At 73.5% G+C, this 17,335-nt stretch carries 17 protein-coding genes and 1 pseudogene; 6 read left to right on the top strand and 12 right to left on the bottom strand.

The genetic code is table 11. The annotated features are described in order from the left end of the window. Positions 1–9: 9 nt before the first annotated feature. Positions 10–984, bottom strand: coding sequence for a 5'-3' exonuclease (locus C8046_RS15040; RefSeq protein ID WP_109230143.1), 975 nt, complete (start codon positions 982–984; stop codon positions 10–12). A 148-nt stretch (positions 985–1,132) separates the two neighbouring features. Here C8046_RS15040 and C8046_RS15035 point away from each other — a divergent pair, with 148 nt between their 5' ends. The 3 genes from C8046_RS15035 to C8046_RS15025 all read left to right on the top strand — a co-directional run bounded on the left by C8046_RS15035 (position 1,133) and on the right by C8046_RS15025 (position 2,291). After that, complete coding sequence (locus C8046_RS15035; RefSeq protein WP_109230142.1) at positions 1,133–1,531, top strand: phage holin family protein; 399 nt, start codon at positions 1,133–1,135, stop codon at positions 1,529–1,531. Continuing rightward, positions 1,528–1,938 carry a DUF3618 domain-containing protein gene (locus C8046_RS15030; protein WP_109230141.1) on the top strand — a complete coding sequence of 137 codons (411 nt, stop codon included), beginning with the start codon at positions 1,528–1,530 and terminating at the stop codon, positions 1,936–1,938. Before C8046_RS15035 ends, C8046_RS15030 begins: the two co-directional genes overlap by 4 nt. Before the next feature lie 158 nt (positions 1,939–2,096). Further along, positions 2,097–2,291 (top strand): DUF3073 domain-containing protein, encoded by a 195-nt coding sequence (locus C8046_RS15025; RefSeq protein ID WP_109230971.1) that lies wholly within the window; start codon positions 2,097–2,099, stop codon positions 2,289–2,291. Between the two features lie 301 nt (positions 2,292–2,592). On the opposite strand, the gene purM is transcribed toward C8046_RS15025, so the two are convergent. Beyond that, complete coding sequence (purM, locus tag C8046_RS15020; protein ID WP_109230140.1) at positions 2,593–3,693, bottom strand: phosphoribosylformylglycinamidine cyclo-ligase; 1,101 nt, start codon at positions 3,691–3,693, stop codon at positions 2,593–2,595. A gap of 226 nt (positions 3,694–3,919) precedes the next feature. Here purM and C8046_RS15015 point away from each other — a divergent pair, with 226 nt between their 5' ends. The 3 genes from C8046_RS15015 to C8046_RS15005 all read left to right on the top strand — a co-directional run bounded on the left by C8046_RS15015 (position 3,920) and on the right by C8046_RS15005 (position 7,179). Continuing rightward, positions 3,920–4,129, top strand: a complete 210-nt coding sequence (locus tag C8046_RS15015; protein ID WP_419183562.1) for an AsnC family protein — start codon at positions 3,920–3,922, stop codon at positions 4,127–4,129. Positions 4,130–4,270: 141 nt separating this feature from the next. Beyond that, positions 4,271–5,731: an amidophosphoribosyltransferase gene (purF, locus tag C8046_RS15010; RefSeq protein WP_109230139.1), complete on the top strand. Its 1,461-nt coding sequence runs from the start codon at positions 4,271–4,273 to the stop codon at positions 5,729–5,731. A 230-nt stretch (positions 5,732–5,961) separates the two neighbouring features. After that, positions 5,962–7,179: a serine hydrolase domain-containing protein gene (locus C8046_RS15005; protein ID WP_109230138.1), complete on the top strand. Its 1,218-nt coding sequence runs from the start codon at positions 5,962–5,964 to the stop codon at positions 7,177–7,179. Positions 7,180–7,254: 75 nt separating this feature from the next. Here the strand turns inward: C8046_RS15005 and C8046_RS15000 are convergent, their stop codons facing one another. From C8046_RS15000 to pfkB, 10 genes and pseudogenes are all read right to left on the bottom strand, one after another. Next, positions 7,255–8,829 (bottom strand): phenylacetate--CoA ligase family protein, encoded by a 1,575-nt coding sequence (locus C8046_RS15000; RefSeq protein ID WP_109230137.1) that lies wholly within the window; start codon positions 8,827–8,829, stop codon positions 7,255–7,257. A 61-nt stretch (positions 8,830–8,890) separates the two neighbouring features. Beyond that, entirely contained in the window at positions 8,891–9,904 is a 1,014-nt protein-coding gene (locus tag C8046_RS14995) for a hypothetical protein (protein WP_109230136.1), read from the bottom strand. 29 nt (positions 9,905–9,933) lie between these two features. Next, positions 9,934–11,037 carry a GNAT family N-acetyltransferase gene (locus C8046_RS14990; protein ID WP_109230135.1) on the bottom strand — a complete coding sequence of 368 codons (1,104 nt, stop codon included), beginning with the start codon at positions 11,035–11,037 and terminating at the stop codon, positions 9,934–9,936. A gap of 88 nt (positions 11,038–11,125) precedes the next feature. Further along, a complete protein-coding gene (locus tag C8046_RS14985; RefSeq protein ID WP_109230969.1) occupies positions 11,126–12,601 on the bottom strand; it encodes an RNB domain-containing ribonuclease in 1,476 nt (491 codons plus the stop codon). Next, complete coding sequence (locus C8046_RS14980; protein WP_109230134.1) at positions 12,594–13,058, bottom strand: hypothetical protein; 465 nt, start codon at positions 13,056–13,058, stop codon at positions 12,594–12,596. The genes C8046_RS14985 and C8046_RS14980 overlap by 8 nt, the downstream gene beginning before the upstream one ends. Positions 13,059–13,067: 9 nt before the next feature. Continuing rightward, a complete protein-coding gene (locus C8046_RS14975) occupies positions 13,068–13,487 on the bottom strand; it encodes a sterol carrier family protein (RefSeq protein ID WP_109230133.1) in 420 nt (139 codons plus the stop codon). Between the two features lie 160 nt (positions 13,488–13,647). After that, positions 13,648–15,337: pseudogene (gene ptsP, locus C8046_RS20255) on the bottom strand (phosphoenolpyruvate--protein phosphotransferase). Beyond that, on the bottom strand, positions 15,334–15,588 hold the full coding sequence (locus C8046_RS14965; RefSeq protein ID WP_109230132.1) for an HPr family phosphocarrier protein: 255 nt from the start codon (positions 15,586–15,588) through the stop codon (positions 15,334–15,336). The pseudogene ptsP and the gene C8046_RS14965 overlap by 4 nt, the downstream one beginning before the upstream one ends. Before the next feature lie 104 nt (positions 15,589–15,692). Then, a complete protein-coding gene (locus tag C8046_RS14960; protein WP_109230131.1) occupies positions 15,693–16,253 on the bottom strand; it encodes a PTS sugar transporter subunit IIA in 561 nt (186 codons plus the stop codon). 4 nt (positions 16,254–16,257) lie between these two features. Beyond that, positions 16,258–17,232, bottom strand: a complete 975-nt coding sequence (gene pfkB / locus C8046_RS14955; protein WP_109230130.1) for a 1-phosphofructokinase — start codon at positions 17,230–17,232, stop codon at positions 16,258–16,260. Positions 17,233–17,335 lie beyond the last annotated feature (103 nt).

The following is a 17,335-nucleotide window of genomic DNA, read 5'->3' as shown; positions in this document are numbered from 1 at the left end:
GTCGCAACGCTACCCTCGGCCGGCCGCGGCCAGCGCCGCCACGAGGCGGTCGACGGACGAGCCGAGCCCCCACCGCTCCGCCAGCGCCTCGAGCGTCTCGGGGTCGCGCGGCTCGGCCGGCAGCACCGGGTCGTGCGCAGGGAGCTCGGCGTCGCGCAGCACGTGGACCACGGTGGGCGCCACGGCGAGGTAGTCCAGCGCCGCGAGGATCTTGCCCCGGACCGACGGCGAGAGCCGGCGCTCCTGCGGATCCTGGGCCGCGGCGACGACGGCCGCGAGCGAACCGTAGGTGTGAAGCAGTCCGGCGGCCGTCTTCTCCCCCACCCCGGCCACGCCGGGCAGCCCGTCGGAGGGGTCGCCGCGCAGCGCGGCCATGTCGGCGTAGGCCTGCCCGTCCGCGACGGAGTACTTCTCCGTCAGCCGCGCGGTGTCGAGGGTCTCGAGGTTGCGCATGCCGCGCCCCGTGTAGAGGACCCGGACGGGCACACCGCCCGGCGTCGTGGCCGGCTCGTCGACGAGCTGGAACAGGTCGCGGTCCCCCGTGACGATCTCGACGGCGTCGATCCCGGCGATCTCGCCGGCCACCGCGCGCGTGGCGAGCGTGCCGATGACGTCGTCGGCCTCGCAGCCGGGTGCGCCCACGCGGGCGATCCCGACGGCGGCCAGCACCTCCGCGATGACGCCCACCTGCGGCACGAGCGCGTCGGGGACCTCCTCCGCGCCCGCCGCGCCGGGGGCGCCGGACGCGACGCGGTGCGCCTTGTACGACGGGATCGCCGCGACCCGGAACGCGGGGCGCCAGTCGTCGTCCCAGCAGGCGACGACGTGCGACGGCGTCCGGTTGCCGACGAGCGTGGCGACGGCGTCCAGGAAGCCGCGGACGGCCCCGACGGGTGAGCCGTCGGGCGCGGAGACGTCGCCCTTGACCCCGTAGAAGGAACGGAAGTACATGGACGCGGCGTCCAGGAGCAGCAGTGCCGGCATGGCGCCGAGTGTGCCACCTCCCACCGACACGGCGGCGGGCGGCCGATCCGTCTGCAGCGGATCGGCCCCCGAGGGGGAACAATGGGAGGAAGCACGACGCGCCGGCCCGTCCGGCGTGTCCCCGTGTCCCACGACCACAGGAGGAACCATGGCGAGCGGCTCCCCGCTGCAGCCCACCCTCGGCGAGCTCATCGCCAGCCTGACGCAGCAGCTCACCGAGCTGGTCAAGGGCGAGGTCGAGCTGCTCAAGGCCCAGGTGGCCGAGAAGGGCAAGTCCATGGGGATGGGCATCGGCCTGTTCGTCGGGGCCGGCCTGTTCGCCTTCTTCGCGCTCGGCGTCCTCATCTCCGCCGCGGTCCTCGGACTGGCGAACGTGGTGGCTCCCTGGCTCGCCGCCGTCATCGTCGGCGTCGCGCTGCTGCTGCTCGCCGGGCTGCTGGCGTTCGTCGGCAAGAAGTCGCTGGACAAGGCGAAAGAGGTCAAGCCCGACCCCGTGACGCACCTCAAGCAGGACATCGAGATCGTGAAGGACGGATTCACCTCATGAGCGAGACGCCGCGCCCCAGCACCGACGCCGTCGTGCACGACGCCGGGTACGAGCCGCCCGCCGGCCCGACCATCCCCGTGGAGGAGTCCGAGGACTCCCCGCGCAAGCGCTCCGTCGCCGAGATCCAGGCCGACAACGAGCGCCGTCGCGCCGAGCTCGGTCGCACGGTCGACGAGCTGGCCGACCGCGTCGACCCCCGGGCGCACGTCGAGGCCGCCAAGCAGCGCGCGACCGACGTCGCCGGCGAGGTGACCGAGGTCGCGAAGGTGAAGGCGGGCGAGGTCCAGGAGGTCGCGGCCGCGTTCGTGGACGACGTGAAGAAGCGCGAACCGCGCGCCCTCGCGATCGTCGGAGGCGCCGTCGCGGCGCTCGCCGCGATCATCGCCATCTCGGCCCGCAAGAAGTAGCGTCTCGCCCAGCGAGCACCATCGGGGCCGTCGCGGGGTGGCCTCGTTGGTGAAGGCCCCGCGCGGCATGTAAAGTCGACCCCGGCATACATACACTCACCGGTTCGACTACGTCACGACGATGTCGACCCGGCACCCAGGTGAAGGGGGTCGAGTCCATGGGACGCGGCCGTCAAAAGGCGAAGCAGACCAAGGTCGCCCGGCAGCTGAAGTACTACAGCCCGGAGACCGATTACCGAGCCCTCGAGAAGGAGCTCGTCCACGGACCGGGCCCCCTGCTCGGGACCAGCGCCGTCGACACCGACGACGACGAGGGCGACGACGACGAGTGGGAACCCGCTCCGGGTCGTTGACCCTCCTCGGTCTCACGACCGAGCAGTACGCTCGCCCCACCTCGACCTGAGGCAGGCACGACGCACCCGCCGTTCACGTCCGTGACCGGCGGTGTCGTCGTACCCGGTACCCGGGCACGGACCCGACCGGTCGAGGCCCCCGGAACCGCCCACCCATCCACACACCGCTGCTGCGGTGGTTGCGGATGGGTAGGACCCATCCGCAACCACCGCAGCACCCGTGAGGGGTGGGCGTGGCTGCGAGTGGGGGCCGGTAGTGGCGGATGGGCGGACGACGGCGGTCCGGCCCGCCGCCCGGCCGTCAGGACGTGCGGTACTCCCCGTGCATCAGCACGGCACCGCCGCGGACGCCCTTGGTGCCGCTGACGAGCGCGTGGTGCGTGACGTCGTCGGGCGTCTCCACCCGGACCGTGCCCAGCTCCCAGGCCGCGACACCCGCGAGGGCGAGCCGCGCCGTCGCCGCCTGCACCTCCGAGGCCGGGAGCACCGCAACCATCCCGACGCCGAGGTTCAGCGTGCCCTCGAGCGCCGCCATGTCGCTGCCGGCGCCGCGGGCGAGCAGCTGGAAGACGGGCGGGACCACCCAGGACTCGCGGGCGACGTCGGCCACCAGGCCCGGGGGCAGGACGCGCGCGAGGTTCGAGGCGAGGCCGCCGCCGGTGACGTGCGTGTAGGCGTGGACGGTGACGTTGTCGGTGAGGTCGAGGCAGGGCCGCGTGTACAGCCGGGTCGGCTCGAGCAGCTCCTCGCCGAGGGTCCGGCCGAGGTCGGCGTGGTGCTCGCCGAGGTCCCAGCGGGTGGTGGCGAGGACGTGGCGCACGAGCGAGTAGCCGTTGGCGTGCAGGCCGGAGGAGGCGAGCGCGAGGAGGACGTCGCCGTCGCGCACCCGGTCGGGACCGAGCACGCGGTCGGCCTCGACGACGCCGGTGGCGGCGCCCGCGACGTCGTACTCGTCGGGGTCGAGCAGGCCGGGGTGCTCGGCGGTCTCGCCGCCGACCAGCGCCGTGCCGGTCTCCTCGCAACCGCGCGCGATGCCGGCCACGATGGCCGCGATCCGCTCGGGGACGACGCGGCCGCACGCGATGTAGTCGGTCATGAACAGCGGCGTCGCACCGGTGACGACGATGTCGTCGACGACCATGCCGACGAGGTCGATGCCGATGGTGTCGTGCTTGTCGAGCCGCTGCGCGAGCGCGACCTTCGTGCCGACGCCGTCGGTCGAGGTGGCCAGCAGGGGCTTGCGGTAGGTCAGGAGGTCCGAGGCGTCCCAGAGGCCGGCGAACCCGCCGACGCCTCCGAGCACCTGCGCGCCCTGCGTGCGGGCCACCGCCGCCTTCATCAGCTCGACGGCGCGGTCCCCCGCCTCGACGTCGACTCCGGCCTGGCTGTAGAGATCGCTCACCCCGCCAACCTACCGCGACGGCGCGCGGACGGCCCGGGCGTCCACGCACCGGTGGGGGCAGCGGGCCGAGCCTGCGGTTCGGGCGCGCCCCCGCGGCGTCGCGCGCCCGAAGCCCGGGGTCGCCACGCTCCGACGACGCCGCCGTCAATCCTGGTTGACAAGCGCAACCCAGGGCGTCAACCTTGATTGACTGTCAACCTGCGCTCACGCATCCGAGGAGGCCCCCGTGACCCGCACCGCCGTCGACGCCCTCGAACCGGAGCCCGGCCCGATGGGCGAGCTGCGCGCGATCACCGCCGAACGCGCCGCACTCGAACGTCGCGAGGAGGTCGCCGTCCGGCGCGCCCGCGCCCAGGGCTACTCGTGGGCGGCAATCTCGTCGATGCTCGGGATCAGCCGCCAGGCCGCGCACAAGAAGTTCGGCCGTCGCACCTGAGCCTGCGCGGCCCGAGCGTGCACGCCGTGAACCGCCGAGCGATCCTCACCGGTGACCGCGTCACGGACCCGGTCGGCACCGCGTCACGCGGCGTGGGAGAATCGCTCGACACGATCCCCCACCCCCTGGAGCAGCGCTTCCATGTGCGGCATCGTGGGAGCCGTCTCGAACGAGCCGGTCTCCCAACTCATCTACGACAGCCTGTCCCTGCTGCAGCACCGCGGCCAGGACTCCACCGGCATCGCGACGGCGGAGGGCAGCGTCTTCCACCAGGTCAAGGCCAAGGGGCAGGTCCGCGAGGCCTACCGCACCCGCGACATGCGCCGCCTGCTCGGCACGATGGGCCTCGGCCACGTGCGGTACGCGACGCAGGGCAAGGCCTCCAGCGAGGAGGAGTCGCAGCCGTTCTACGTGAACGCGCCCTACGGGATCATGCTGGTCCACAACGGCAACCTCACGAACACGCGTGAGCTGCGCGACGACCTGTTCGGCGTCGACCGCCGCCACATGAACACGCACTCCGACACCGAGCTGCTGCTCAACGTGCTGGCCACGGAGCTGCAGCAGGTGATGAGCGGCAACCAGCTCGACACCGACCAGATCTTCACGGCCGTCGAGCGCGTGCACGAGCGCATCGAGGGCTCGTACGCGGTCATCGCGATGATCGCCGGCTACGGGCTCCTGGCCTTCCGCGACCCGCACGGCATCCGTCCGCTGACGCTCGGCCGTCGTGAGACGACGCTGACCGGCGACGACTGGATCGTCGCCTCGGAGTCGCTCGTGCCCGAGTCGCACGGCTACGAGGTGTTCCGCGAGGTCGCCCCCGGCGAGGCGGTCTTCATCACGATGGGCGGCGAGATGACCTCGCGCCAGTGCCACCCGAACCCCCGGCTCATCCCGTGCGCGTTCGAGTACGTCTACCTCGCGCGGCCCGACTCCACGATGAACGGCATCTCCGTCTACGACGCCCGCCTGCGCCTCGGTGACCACCTGGCCACCACGGTGGCGCGGTACACGCCCAGCGGGGCGATCGACGTCGTGATGCCCATCCCGGACTCGGCCCGCCCCGCCGCGATGCAGGTGGCCCGCCGGCTCGGCCTGGAGTACCGCGAGGGGTTCTACAAGAACCGCTACGTGGGCCGGACGTTCATCATGCCCGGGCAGCAGGAGCGCAAGCGGTCCGTGCGCCAGAAGCTCAACGCGATGGGCTCGGAGTTCAAGGGCAAGTCGATCCTCATCGTCGACGACTCGATCGTGCGCGGCACGACGTCGCGCCAGATCATCGAGATGGCCCGGCAGGCCGGCGCCGCGCGCGTGACGTTCGCGTCCGCCGCTCCCCCGGTCCGCTACCCGCACGTCTACGGGATCAACATGCCCAGCCGCAGCGAGCTCATCGCGCACGGCCGGTCGATCCCGGAGGCGAACACGGCGCTCGGTGCCGACTACCTGGTCTACCAGGAGGTCGAGGACATGAAGGCGGCGATCCTCGCGGGTCAGACCGAGGTGACCGACCTGGAGATGAGCTGCTTCGACGGCCGCTACATCGCCGGACGCGTCGACGACGACTACCTGGAGTGGGTCGAGAAGACGATCAGCTCCTGACGCCGCCCCCTCCGGCGAGGGGGTTCAGCACCACCGGCGAGGGGGTTCAGCACCACCGGCGAGGGGGTTCAGCACCACCGGCGAGGGGTTTCCGCACCACCGGCGAGGGCCTTGCGCACTCCCCCACACGGCTGAGCGTCGGGTCCCCCACCCGCCGGAGGTCTCGGTCTGCCCGCCGTCCTACCGTGGACGGCGACGGGAGAGGCGCTCCCGTCGGAGGGAGCCCGACGATGTCCACGACCCCCGTCCGCACCCGCCGCCTCGCGGCACTCCTGACGACCGGCGCGCTGCTGGCCGGATGCGCTGCCGGCAGCGAGCCCGGCGACGCGACCCCGACGGCGGAGGAGCCGTCCGCGTCGTCGTCCTCCCCCGGCGAGACCTCCGCCCCGACCGGCTCCGGGCTCGCGCCCGAGGTCGAGGCGGCGCTCGACGCCGTGATCGAGGCGGGCGCCGTCGCCGTCCAGATCGAGGTGCGCGACGGCGACGACGTCACCTCCGCCGCCCGCGGCACCGCCGATCTGACCTCCGGTCGCGAGGCGAGCCCGGACGACGCCGTCCGGATCGCGAGCATCAGCAAGACCGCGGTGGCCGTCGTCGTGCTCCAGCTCGTCGAGGCGGGCTCGCTTGAGCTCGACACGACCGTCCAGGAGGTCCTGCCCGGACTGCTCCGTGCAGCGCCTGCGGACGTGACGGTCCGACAGCTGCTCGAGCACTCCAGCGGCATGCCGAACTACACCGAGGTCCTCGCGCCCGACGTCACCACCGCCCTCACCGGACTCGGTGAGCCGCGCACCGCGCAGGATCTCGTCGAGCTCTCGCAGCAGCAGCCGTGGGTGGCCGAGCCCGGCAGCGGCTTCCACTACTCGCACGTGGGTTACACGGTGCTCGGGCTCCTGGCCGAGTCCGTCACGGGCCAGCCGATGCGCGAGCTGCTCGCCGAGCGGGTGATCGAGCCCGTCGGCATGACCTCGACGAGCTACCCGACCGACGAGACGCTGCCCGACGACGCGCTGCGCGGCTACCTCGCCGTCGACGGCGAGCCCGTCGAGACCACCGGTGGTCCGCCGTGGTTCTGGTCGGACGGCGCCGCGCTCGTGTCGACCGTCGGGGACGTCGGCGCGATGATCGCCGCGCTGGGCCGTGGGGAGCTGCTCGAGCCGGCGACGGTGGAGCAGATGCACGACGTCGGCGACGACGGCTACGGCTTCGGCGTGCTCGCGGGCGGCGACGCGTGCCCGAGCGCGTCGCCCGGCGGCGCGCCGGCGCTGGTCTACGGACAGCGCGGCAACGGGTTCGGCTACAACAGCCTCACCCTGGGGAGCCCCGACGGCGAACGCGTGGTCACCGTGGCGTACACGGGTGGCACCTTCGACCCGGCCACCGACCCGGTCTTCCCGCCGGTCAACCAGCTCGTGGCGGTCGCGCTCGGTTCGACCTGCGGGGTCTGAGCGGCCACAAACCCCTCGCCGGCGGTGCGCAACCCCCTCGCCGGCGGTACAGAAGCCCCTCGCCGGTGGGGTGGGTCAGGGTTCGACGACGTGACCCAGGTCGAGCTCGAGGGCGTCCCGCTCCCCCGACGTCAGCTGCCAGACGTACTCGTTCTTGAGCTTCGCGCCGTCGCCCACGAACGGCCCCGTGCGGTGGGCGTAGAACGCGATCGTCGGCCAGGTGTGGGCCGGCGCCGTGCGGATCGCGTTGCGGAAGTCGCCGTTCAGCTCCCGCAGGGAATCGGGGATCGACCCGCGCCACGCGGCCAGCTGCTCCACCCCGGCGTCGGCCCCCGCGACCAGCTGGAGCGCGAGGTGGAGCTGCCGGTCGCCGGCGGCGTCCTCGAACGCGATGAGCCGGTGCGACTCGACGGCGTCCGCGAGCGAGGCGTCGGCGTTGATGACGTCGCGCAGCGTGTCGGGCGCGAGCACCGCCCCGTTGTAGTCGATCGACATGTCGGAGCGCCCGTACAGGAACAGCAGCGGCAGGTCGAGGAACCGCTCGCGCTCGACGTCGGTGTGGCCCGTCCTCCGCAGGATCGGGCGAAGGTCGCGCAGCCGCATCACGTGACCGCGGTCGTGGATGTTGTAGCGGATGCGCGGGTTGATGTTCTGCTTGCGCGTGATCGTCACCAGCAGCTCGCCGAGCTCGTTGGTCTCGATGAGGTAGTCGTAGGGGTTGAACTGGAAGATCATCGGCAGCGTGCCGTACTCACCCTTCTTGGTGAGCGCGGCCGCGAGGGCGGGGTCGGCGTCGACCGCCTGCCGCAGCGCGATCGTGAAGTCGGTCTCGAGCGCGATGTTGATCTCGAGGTCCGAGGCGCCGTAGGACCCGAAGACGCGGTGCGTGTGCTCGAGGATCCGCCCGCGCATCCCCTCGCTGATCCCCTCACCACCGAAGGCGGCGACGACGTCGTAGCTCGCCCAGTCGATGCGGTCGTCGTCGAACAGCGCCTTCAGGAACGGGGGGTAGCCCATGATGATGTAGGTGAAGCCGGGCCCGAACTCGGTGATCGTGGCGATGATCTTCTCGCGGTCGGGGCCGACCGACTTGATCATCGTGATCTCCGTCAGCGACGACGTGACGTTCATCCCGGTGGCCCACGCCCCGAGCGAGAACGCGTTCAGCACGAACGGCTGCTTGGTCAGGTCCTTCGCGGTGCGCGAGAAGCCGACCTGCAGCAGCATCCGGGTGGCGAGACGCTCGTCCGGTCCGCGGACCCAGCTCGTCGGGATGCCGGAGCTGCCCGAGGACTCGTCGACGACGACGCCGCGTCGCGGCAGCCGCCCGCCGAGCGAGCGCTGCGGCACCGACCAGCGCTTGATGTAGCTCGCCTTGTCCATCTCCGGCACGCGCTCGAGGGCCTTCGCAACGCCGTCGGTCAGGTCGAGCACGCCGCCCACCCCGTGCTCGGCGAGGAACGCCCGGTAGGCCGGCACCCGTCGCGCGGCGAGCTGGAACGTCCGCGCGGCGCGCCACCGACCGAGCCGCCAGCGGAGCGGTTCGATGCCGGGGGCGAGCAGGATCTTGTGCGTGCTGACGCGGCGCGCGAGCGCCCACACGACGGCGTCCTGGACGGCGATGAAGGCGAAGAGCAGGATCCGCTTCACGGGGTGTCTCCTTCGACGGGGCGGGTGTGACGGGCAACGCTGGCACCACGGTTCGAGCCGATCACGGCAGCACCAGGCTGTCGACGTCGCGACGGTGCGCCAGGGGCGGCCGCTCGGAGTACCCGAGCCTGACCAGCATCCACGTCATCCGCCCGTCCGTCTCGTCGATCCCGAGCCGCTCCACGAGCGCCGCGTGCGAGCGCGGGTTGGTGATGACGGTGCCGAGGGGGTGCAGCACCACACCGTTCCGCTCGAGGTGCAGCCACGCGCGCATGAACGTCCGGCCGGCCTCGAGGTGGTCGCGCTCGTCCGCGAACGGCCCGGTGAGCCAGGCGAGCTGCGGCACGCCGCGCATCGTGCGCAGGTAGACGAACTTGATCAGGCGGCCGATCACCGGTGCCTCCCACAGCCCGCGGTGGCTCATCGCGAACCGCAGCACCCCGCCGGGCATGAGCATCGTCTCGGCGGACAGCCCGTCGGCCTTCTCGGCGGCCTCGTCCTTCGAGAACCGCAGCCAGTGCAGGATCTCGGTGTGCACGGCGTCGTTGCGCAGGTCGTCGAACAGCGTGGCCTGGTTGATCCGCACGAGGTCGCGCACGTCCTCGGGGTCGGCCGTCACCCCCAGCTCGTGGCCGGCCTCGCGCGCGAGGCTCGCGACGCCGTCGAGCACGTCCGCGGGCACCACGCGGCCGTCGTAGGGACGGCGAGACGTGCGACGGCGGAGGTACGCCTCGTGGTCGGCGCGCGCCTCGCCGTCGCTCTCCCGGGGCACGAGCCGGACCGAGCCGACGAGGTGCTGCCGGTCCTCGCCGTCGAAGTCCATCGGGGTCAGCCGCAGGTCCTCCTCCACCGACCAGCCGTGGCCGGCGGCCACGACCGCGAGCGAGTGCAGGAACGCGCCGGCGCAGACGTGGGCGAACGGGATCCCGAACGACTCGGCGGGCAGGCCGAGGTCCAGGTCGTAGAAGACGTCGGCCGTGCGCTCCCCCGTGACGCGCACCTTGATGGGCTGGGAGTTGTGCGGCGACGGGTAGCGCCGCGCCTCCTCGAGGACGTCGCGCCAGGGCTGCTCCATCGAGGCAGACTATCCACGACGGCGGGGCGTCAGGGGTTCGGGAGCGGGGGGAGCACCTTCTTCCAGGCGCCCTCGTACGCGATCGCGGTGAAACCGATCGCCTCGTTGATCGAGAGCATCGGGCGGTTCTCCTCGGCGTTGTACGTCATCACGCGGGGCGAGGACGGCGCGATCTCGCGCCAGCGCAGCAGGTTCTCGCACTTCACGAGCAGGCCCAGCCGATGACCGCGGTGCTCGCGCAGCACGAGCGTGTCCTCCTGGTGGCTCGCCTCGCTCGGATCGACGCCGATGACCAGCTCGTTGAACGCGCACAGCTCACCCGTGGCGACGTGCTGCGCCGCGACGACGTGCATGGTGCGGCCGGCCTCGACGTAGCGGGCGTCGTGCGCAGCGACGCGTTCGGCGTCCCACGTCTCCTCGTAGACCTCCAGGTCGGCCGCCGGGGCGTCCGTGGCCATCCGGGACTTCAGCCACGCGTAGCCCTCGACGTGCTCGGCAGGCACCGGCGCGAACCAGCTCACGACGCGGTAGTCGCCCGACGCCGCCCTGGCCTCGGCGAGCAGCCGCTCCACGCCGTCGAGGGCGCCGGTGAGGTCGAACGTGCTGTTGCGCTCGATCTGCTCGAGCGTGAAGCCCGAGCGCACCAGGAACCGCGCGTTGCGGCTCTCGGCGGGGATGCTGCCGAACCCGGTGGGCGGGACGAGCCGGGGGCCTGGAGCTTCGGGGTGCTCGGTGAAGGTCTGCAGCACGGTGCGGCCGTGCTCGCGCGCGGTGCGCTCGACCAGGGCCATCGCCTCGGTCCCGATGCCGCGGCCCCAGACGTCCGGGTGCAGCTCGAGCAGGAAGTGGGCGACGACGGCGGCGCCCTCGTGCGGCAGGTCGACGCCGACCCGGCCGACCGGTCGGCCCTCGTGCAGCACGAGCCACATCAACCGGGTCTCGTGCGGGTCGGGGCGGTAGTGCGGCAGCAGCTCGGCCGCGGAGATGCGGTGGTCGTCGTGGCCGGAGACCAGGCGGTAGGTGGCGTTGCGCACGTCGACCATGGCGCGGAAGTCGGCGGCGTCCTCGTCGTCGGCGCTCTCCGGGACGTGGAGCGGGCGGAGCTCCGTGGCGGCCGTGGTGGTGGTGGTCATGGCGGCGACGGTAGACCCGCGGGGCGCGCGGGCGTGAGCGAATATTCGTCGGGCCGTCAGGCCGTCACAACGTCAGGCCGTCACGCCGTCACGCGACGGCGAGCGTCACCGTCCGCGCCCCGGGATCGGCCGCGACCACGCGCACCCGGGTGCTGGACCCGAGCGCGAGCGCCTCCGCGGGTCCGACGATGCGGGAGCGCACGGCCGGCTCGGTGACCAGCACGGTCGCCCGCGCCTGGCCCTCGCCGCCCGCCTCGCGGGAGGGCGAGGACTCCACGACGACGGCGTCGAGCACGTCGCCCACGCGTCCCGCGAGCAGCACGGCCTCGATGAGGTCGACGCTCCCCTTCTCGTACGCGTTCGCCCGCTGCGAGCCGGCCGCCATCGTGGCGGGCAGGTCGTCGAGGGCGGCGAGCACCCACTCGGGCACGGCCGTGCCCGCGACGTGCGCGAGCGCGACCTCGGTGGCGTACCGGTCGACGAGACGGCGCAGCGGGGCCGTGACGTGGGCGTACTCCGCGGCGATCGCGCTGTGCGTGGCACCGGTGGGGACGGCCGGGCTCGCCGTCGTGCCGAACGGGACGTACCCGGCGCCGCGGAACAGCCGGGTGGCCTCCGTGGCGAACGCGGCGTGCGTCGGCTGCGTCGAGTCGAGGTCGGCGGCGAACATCCCGTAGGACATCCGGCGCGGCCAGCTGAGACCGAGGCCGTGGGCGACGCGGCGCAACCGGGCGACGTCGCTGTCCCGCGCCGGCGCGAGCGTGCGCCAGATCCCGGCGCCCGCCTCGCGGTGCAGGCGCGCGGCCGCGATGCCGGTCAGGAGCGAGAGCTGGGAGTTGTGCTCCTCGCTGGGCAGGCCGGCGCGGTACGCGAGCGTGTAGGTGCCGTCGTCGGAGGAGTGCACCTCCTGGTCGGGCACGTCGAGGGTCGCCCCGCCGCGCTCGATCTGGGCGTCGGCGCGCAGCTGGCCGACGACGGGCAGCAGGTGCAGCATCTCGTCCGCCGTCCCGGCGTCGAGGTCGGCCTGGACACCGGCGTACGTGAGCTTGGCGCGCGAGCGCACCCAGGACCGCCGGACGTCGATGTCGGTGATCGCGCCGTCGGCGTCGAGACCGATGCGCCACAGCGCGGCGGGGCGGTCGACGTCGGGCAGCAGGCTGCCGGCCCCCTCCGACAGCACCGGGGGGTGGAGGCCGTAGCGGCCGTCGGGGCCGTAGTAGGTCAGGGCGCGGGCGTGCGTCTCGGCGTCGAGGGCGCCACCGGGGGTGACGAACGCCGCGACGTCGGCGATCGCGTAGTGGACGATGTAGCCGGAGCCGACGCAGGCGAGGTGGAAGGCCTGGTCGAGGTCCATCGAACCGGGCGGGTCGAGGGTGACGAGCTCGAGCGCGCGGGCGTCGTGGCGGGGTGTGGCGTCGACGGGACCGCGCGCGGCGGACTCCTCGGCCTCCGCGAGCGCCTCGGCGGAGTACGACGTCGGGATCTCCAGCTCGGTGCGCAGCGTCGCGAGGCCCTCGGCGACGGCCTCGGCCGCGGAGCCGGCGCGGACCGCGCGCCTACCCACGGCGGGACCCCGTCCGCTCGGCGGCACGCTGCTGCTTGCGCACGCTGCGCCGGTCCAGCCAGACCGCGAGGCCGAAGCTGAACAGCACGAGGAACGCGCTGATCGCGATCAGCAGGAGCCAGAAGATGCCCCACGAGTCGAGCGCTCGGGCTGCGACGACCGCGGGCGACAGCGTCGAGTCGCGCACGAAGCTGAACAGGCCCGCGAGGAAGACCGACAGGATGATCGCGGCGAAGATGAACGACCCGAAGCGCGGGGCGCGGCGGACCCGCGTGGCGTCGGCGAGGCCGGCGACGGCGGCGTCCTCCGCGACGACGTCGGGCCTCGGCGCCGCGTCGGGCTCGGGGCCGGGCTCGCTGGCCGCATCGGGCTCTGGGGTGGCATCGGGCTCGGTCGGGACGTCGGGCGCAGCCTCGGGTGCGACCTCGTCCCCGGGCACGCGTTCCTGCTGGTTCACCCCAGCAACCTACCTTCCGGAGGCCCGCGCACCCTCACCCGGTGTGCCCCGCCGCCCCCGCAGGTAGGGCAGGAACTCGGTGAGGTCGGACCGCGTCCCGGAGGCCTGGACGCCGCCCTCGTCGATCGGACGGTGCAGCACGTCGAGCCAGCCGGTCTCCCCCGTCGCGAGCGCGAGCCAGGTGTGGGGTCGGCACTCGACGACGTTCGGAGGCGTGCCCCGCGTGTGCCGCGGCCCGCCGATGGCCTGGACGGCGCCGGCCGGCGGGACCCTGACCTCGACCGAGTGCCCGGGGTGCAGCGCCTCGAGCTCCTCCAGCGAGAACCGGACGGCGGTCAGCAGGGTGGACCGCGCCGTCGCCTCGCGCTCGCGCAACCACTGCTCGACGGCGACCTGGCCGTCGAGGGGATCGATGCGTCGTCGTGCCATGGGTCCATTCTCGCGCGCGGACGTGCGGCGACGTGCGTCGGAGATGTGGATACGGGCGTGCGGCCGCGACGACGACGGCGCCGGTCGGGGAACGTGTCCCCGACCGGCGCCGTCGTGCTGCTCGTCGTGCTGCCAGCCGATCGTGCTCAGCCGATCGCGCTCAGCCGAGCGCGAGCACCTCGCGCACCTGCGGGTCGCACAGGTCGAGCGCGGCCTGGCGCGACGCCGCCGCCGTCCGGCCGCCGCGGGCCGCGCCCGCGATGGCCTCGCACTCGGCGAGCGTGTGCCGCGAGAGCGCGAAGCGCACCCCCGGCACGGCTGCAGGCGACATGGACAGCGAGGAGATGCCGAGCCCGGCCAGGACGAGCGCCATCAGCGGGTCGGACGCGGACTCGCCGCACACCCCGGCCGGCTTGGACGCCTCGCCCGAGGCCCACGACACCGCGGCCACGAGCTCGAGAACCGCCGGCTGCCACGGGTCGAGGAGGTCCACGAGCCCGCCCAGCAGCCGGTCGGCCGCCATCGTGTACTGCGCGAGGTCGTTCGTGCCGATGGAGACGAAGTCCGCCACCGAGAACACGTCCTTGGCGCGCAGCGCGGCGGCCGGCACCTCGACCATGACACCGACCTTGGCGATCCCCACCTCGCGGGCGAGCGCCACGAACTCCGCCGCCTCGTCCATGCTGGCGATCATCGGGGCCATCACCCACGGCTCGATGCCGGTCCGGCGCTGCGCCTCGGCGAGCGCGTGGAGCTGATCGGCCATGAGCTCGGGGGCGGTCCGCACGAGGCGGTAGCCGCGAACCCCGAGCGCCGGGTTCTCCTCGTCGTTGCGCGTCACGAACGCCAGGGGCTTGTCGGCCCCGGCGTCGAGCGTGCGGACGACGACCTTGCGGCCGCCGAGCGCCCGCAGCGCCCGCTCGTAGGCATCGGCCTGCTCCTCGCGCGTCGGCGCCGTGGTCCGGCCGAGGAACAGCACCTCGGTCCGGAACAGCCCCACGCCCTCGACGGCGGCGTCCGTGAGCCGTTCGGCATCCTCCGCCGTGCCGATGTTCGCGAGGAGCTGGACGGCGTGGCCGTCCTTCGTGGCACCGTCGCCCCGTGCCTCGCCCAGCGTCCGCAGGGCCTCGGTGCGCGCGAGCGCCTTCTCGCGCACGGAGTCGTCCGGATCGAGCGTGACCGTCCCGACCGCGGCGTCGACGCCGACGATCTGGCCGTTCACGAGGTCCGCCGCCCCTGGACGCGCACGATGCACGGGATGCCGAGCTGCCCGGCGATGATCGCCGTGTGACCCGTCGGGCCGCCCTGCTCGATGATGATCGCGAGCACCTTCTCCAGGTCGAGCGTCGCGGTGTCGGCCGGGGACAGGTCCTCGGCGACGACGATGCTCGGCTCCGCCAGCGCCGGCACCCCGGGCTCGGGCAGACCGGTCAGGCGGGAGATCACCCGGTCGCGGACCGAGCGCAGGTCCGTGACGCGCTCGGCCAGGTAGCCCCGGCCGCGGTGAAGAGGTCGATGTACTCCTTGGTGGCGTGGTCCACCGCGAACGACGGCTCCTGCCCCTGGAGGACACGGGCCTTCACGTCGCCGATCAGCTCGGGGTCGGTCGCCATCGCGGCCGTGGCCTCGAGCACCTCACCCATCGTCGTCCCGGCGGCCTGCTCGGCTCGCTCCGTCAGAGCGGCCGCGACGGCGGTGTACGCCTGCGCGACCCGCTCGACGGCCTCGGCCCGCCCGGCCTCGCTGTCCGGCCCGGCCGCGTCGACCGGGGTCGGCGGGGCGGGGTAGGCGCGCGCGACCGGGCCGACGACGGCACCGCGGCCGACGCCGGAACCGATCAGGACGGTCACTCGGCGTCCAGGTCCGTCTCGAGGAGCTGCGCGAGCTCGGCGACGACGGCCTCGTCGTCGGCCGTGATCGTGACGCTCTCGCCGTTCTTGACGCCGAGGGCCATGACGCGAAGGATGCTGGCCGCGTCGATCGGCGTGCCGCCGTCCTTGGCGATGGTCGCGCCCTTGCCGGCGGCGGCCTGGGTGAAGATCTTGGCCGGACGGGCGTGAAGACCCTGCGCCGATGCCACGACCACGGTGCGCTCTGCCATGTGAAGACTCCTTCGTCAGTTCTGGTTCTGCCCCGGGGGGCCTGGTGTGGGGGACGGCCGTCGACGCGACGCTGCAGGAGCATCATCGCCCGACGACCTGATTCTTACGACGACCGGTCGGGGCCGGTCAAACCGCGGCGATCACCCCCGGCCGCCGCGGACGGTTCCTGCCCGTCGTCGCCCGGGGTCCCGGGGACGGTTGATGAGGTCGTGAGGGCGGCCGTGACCTGCGCCGTCGTGCCGGCCCCGACCAGCGCGCGGGCGCGCTCGGGGTCCAGCAGGAGGCTCGCGATCGCGGCCAGGATCGCGGTGTGGTTCGCGGGGCGGGCGACGACGGCGATCGCGACGTACGCCGTCTCGCCGTCCCACTCCACGCCGTCGGGGAACCGCGCGAGCGCGAGCGCGCCCGGGGCGCCGCCGTCGTCGACCGGGCGGTCGGCGGCCGCGGGGTCGGCGATCGGGGTGGCGTGCGGGACGGCGACGCCGGCGCCCAGGTAGGTGGAGACCCTCGCCTCGCGCTCGTGCATCGCCGCGACGTGGCTCGCCGGGGCGGTGCCGTCGGCCACCAGCAGGGCGCCGACGGCGTCGATCGCCTCCGCGCGGGACGCGACGGCGACCTCGAGCGCGGTGCGCCCGGGGGTGAGGAGGCTCGCGAGGTCGACCACGGCGTCAGTCGACCGGGTTGCCGAGCGCCTGCTCGAGCTCCGCGGGCGAGAGGAGCCGGGCGGCGGACAGGTCGACGTCCTCGGGGGTGGGCACCTGCGACCCGGGCAGCTGCACGGCCGCGGCCCCGAACGCGAGCGCCGTGCGGAGCGCGACCTCGCGGCCGCCGTCCCGGGCGCTGAGGTAGCCGGCGAGGAAGCAGTCGCCCGCGCCGACCGAGGAGCGGACCTCGGGGGCGTAGGAGGTGCCGGCGAGGACGCCCTCGCCGTCGACGAGCACGGCCCCCGCGCCCCCGAGCGAGATGACCACCGTGCCGACCCCCTGGGCGCGCAGCTCGGAGGCGGCCTCGACGGCCTCGCCGATCGTCGTGACCTCGCGGCCGACGGCGGCGGCGAGCTCCTCGGCGTTCGGCTTGATGAGGTCGGGGCCGGCGGGGAGCGCGGCGTTGAGGGCCGGGCCGGAGGTGTCCACGACGACGTGCATGCCCGCGGCGCGCAGCGCGGTCGTCGCGCGGGCGTAGACGTCGTCGTCGACACCCGGCGGGAGCGAGCCGCACAGCACGACCCAGTCGCCCGCGGAGGCGACCTCGAGCAGGCGGGCCGTGACGGCGTCGAGCTCGGCCGGCAGGAGTCGCTCGCCGGTGGCGTTGAGCTTGGTCGTGGTGCCGTCGGGCTCGGCGATCGTGATGTTGGAGCGCGTCTCGCCCTGGACGGGGACCGCGACGTGCGCCACGGCGTCGTGCTCGAGGAGCTCGACGAGGCGGCGGCCGTCGGCGCCGCCGACGGGGAGCAGCGCGAGGGAGTCGTGGCCGTTGGCCAGCAGCGCACGCGTGACGTTGACGCCCTTGCCGCCGGGGTGGATCCCGCTGCCGGTCGCCCGGGTGACGCGGCCGCGCTCGAGGAGCGCGATCTCCACGGTGCGGTCGACCGAGGGGTTCAGGGTCACCGTGACGATCGTGCGGGGACGCTCCGTTGCGCTCATTGCCTCATCCATAGCCGGGATCATGTGGACATTGCTTTGTTTACTCCCGTTTCTGTGGGTTTGTCAAGACGTCGATGTCCGTATGGCGCTTGCGCAGACGTGG

The organism is Serinibacter arcticus (assembly GCF_003121705.1).
Lineage (GTDB): Bacteria > Actinomycetota > Actinomycetes > Actinomycetales > Beutenbergiaceae > Litorihabitans.
The sequence above is the reverse complement of the archived record's forward strand: the minus strand, read 5'-3'. Positions and strand labels throughout refer to the sequence as shown.

Excerpts from the sequence above, each read along its gene's own strand:
- C8046_RS15040 (WP_109230143.1), bottom strand. The coding sequence starts at position 984 with ATGCCGGCACTGCTGCTCCTGGACGCCGCGTCCATGTACTTCCGTTCC.
- C8046_RS14990 (WP_109230135.1), bottom strand. The coding sequence starts at position 11,037 with ATGACCACCACCACCACGGCCGCCACGGAGCTCCGCCCGCTCCACGTC.
- pfkB (WP_109230130.1), bottom strand. The coding sequence starts at position 17,232 with ATGAGCGCAACGGAGCGTCCCCGCACGATCGTCACGGTGACCCTGAAC.
- C8046_RS14965 (WP_109230132.1), bottom strand. The coding sequence starts at position 15,588 with ATGGCAGAGCGCACCGTGGTCGTGGCATCGGCGCAGGGTCTTCACGCC.
- C8046_RS15005 (WP_109230138.1), top strand. The coding sequence starts at position 5,962 with ATGTCCACGACCCCCGTCCGCACCCGCCGCCTCGCGGCACTCCTGACG.
- C8046_RS15035 (WP_109230142.1), top strand. The coding sequence starts at position 1,133 with ATGGCGAGCGGCTCCCCGCTGCAGCCCACCCTCGGCGAGCTCATCGCC.
- C8046_RS15025 (WP_109230971.1), top strand. The coding sequence starts at position 2,097 with ATGGGACGCGGCCGTCAAAAGGCGAAGCAGACCAAGGTCGCCCGGCAG.
- C8046_RS15030 (WP_109230141.1), top strand. The coding sequence starts at position 1,528 with ATGAGCGAGACGCCGCGCCCCAGCACCGACGCCGTCGTGCACGACGCC.
- C8046_RS14995 (WP_109230136.1), bottom strand. The coding sequence starts at position 9,904 with ATGGAGCAGCCCTGGCGCGACGTCCTCGAGGAGGCGCGGCGCTACCCG.
- C8046_RS14975 (WP_109230133.1), bottom strand. The coding sequence starts at position 13,487 with ATGGCACGACGACGCATCGATCCCCTCGACGGCCAGGTCGCCGTCGAG.
- purF (WP_109230139.1), top strand. The coding sequence starts at position 4,271 with ATGTGCGGCATCGTGGGAGCCGTCTCGAACGAGCCGGTCTCCCAACTC.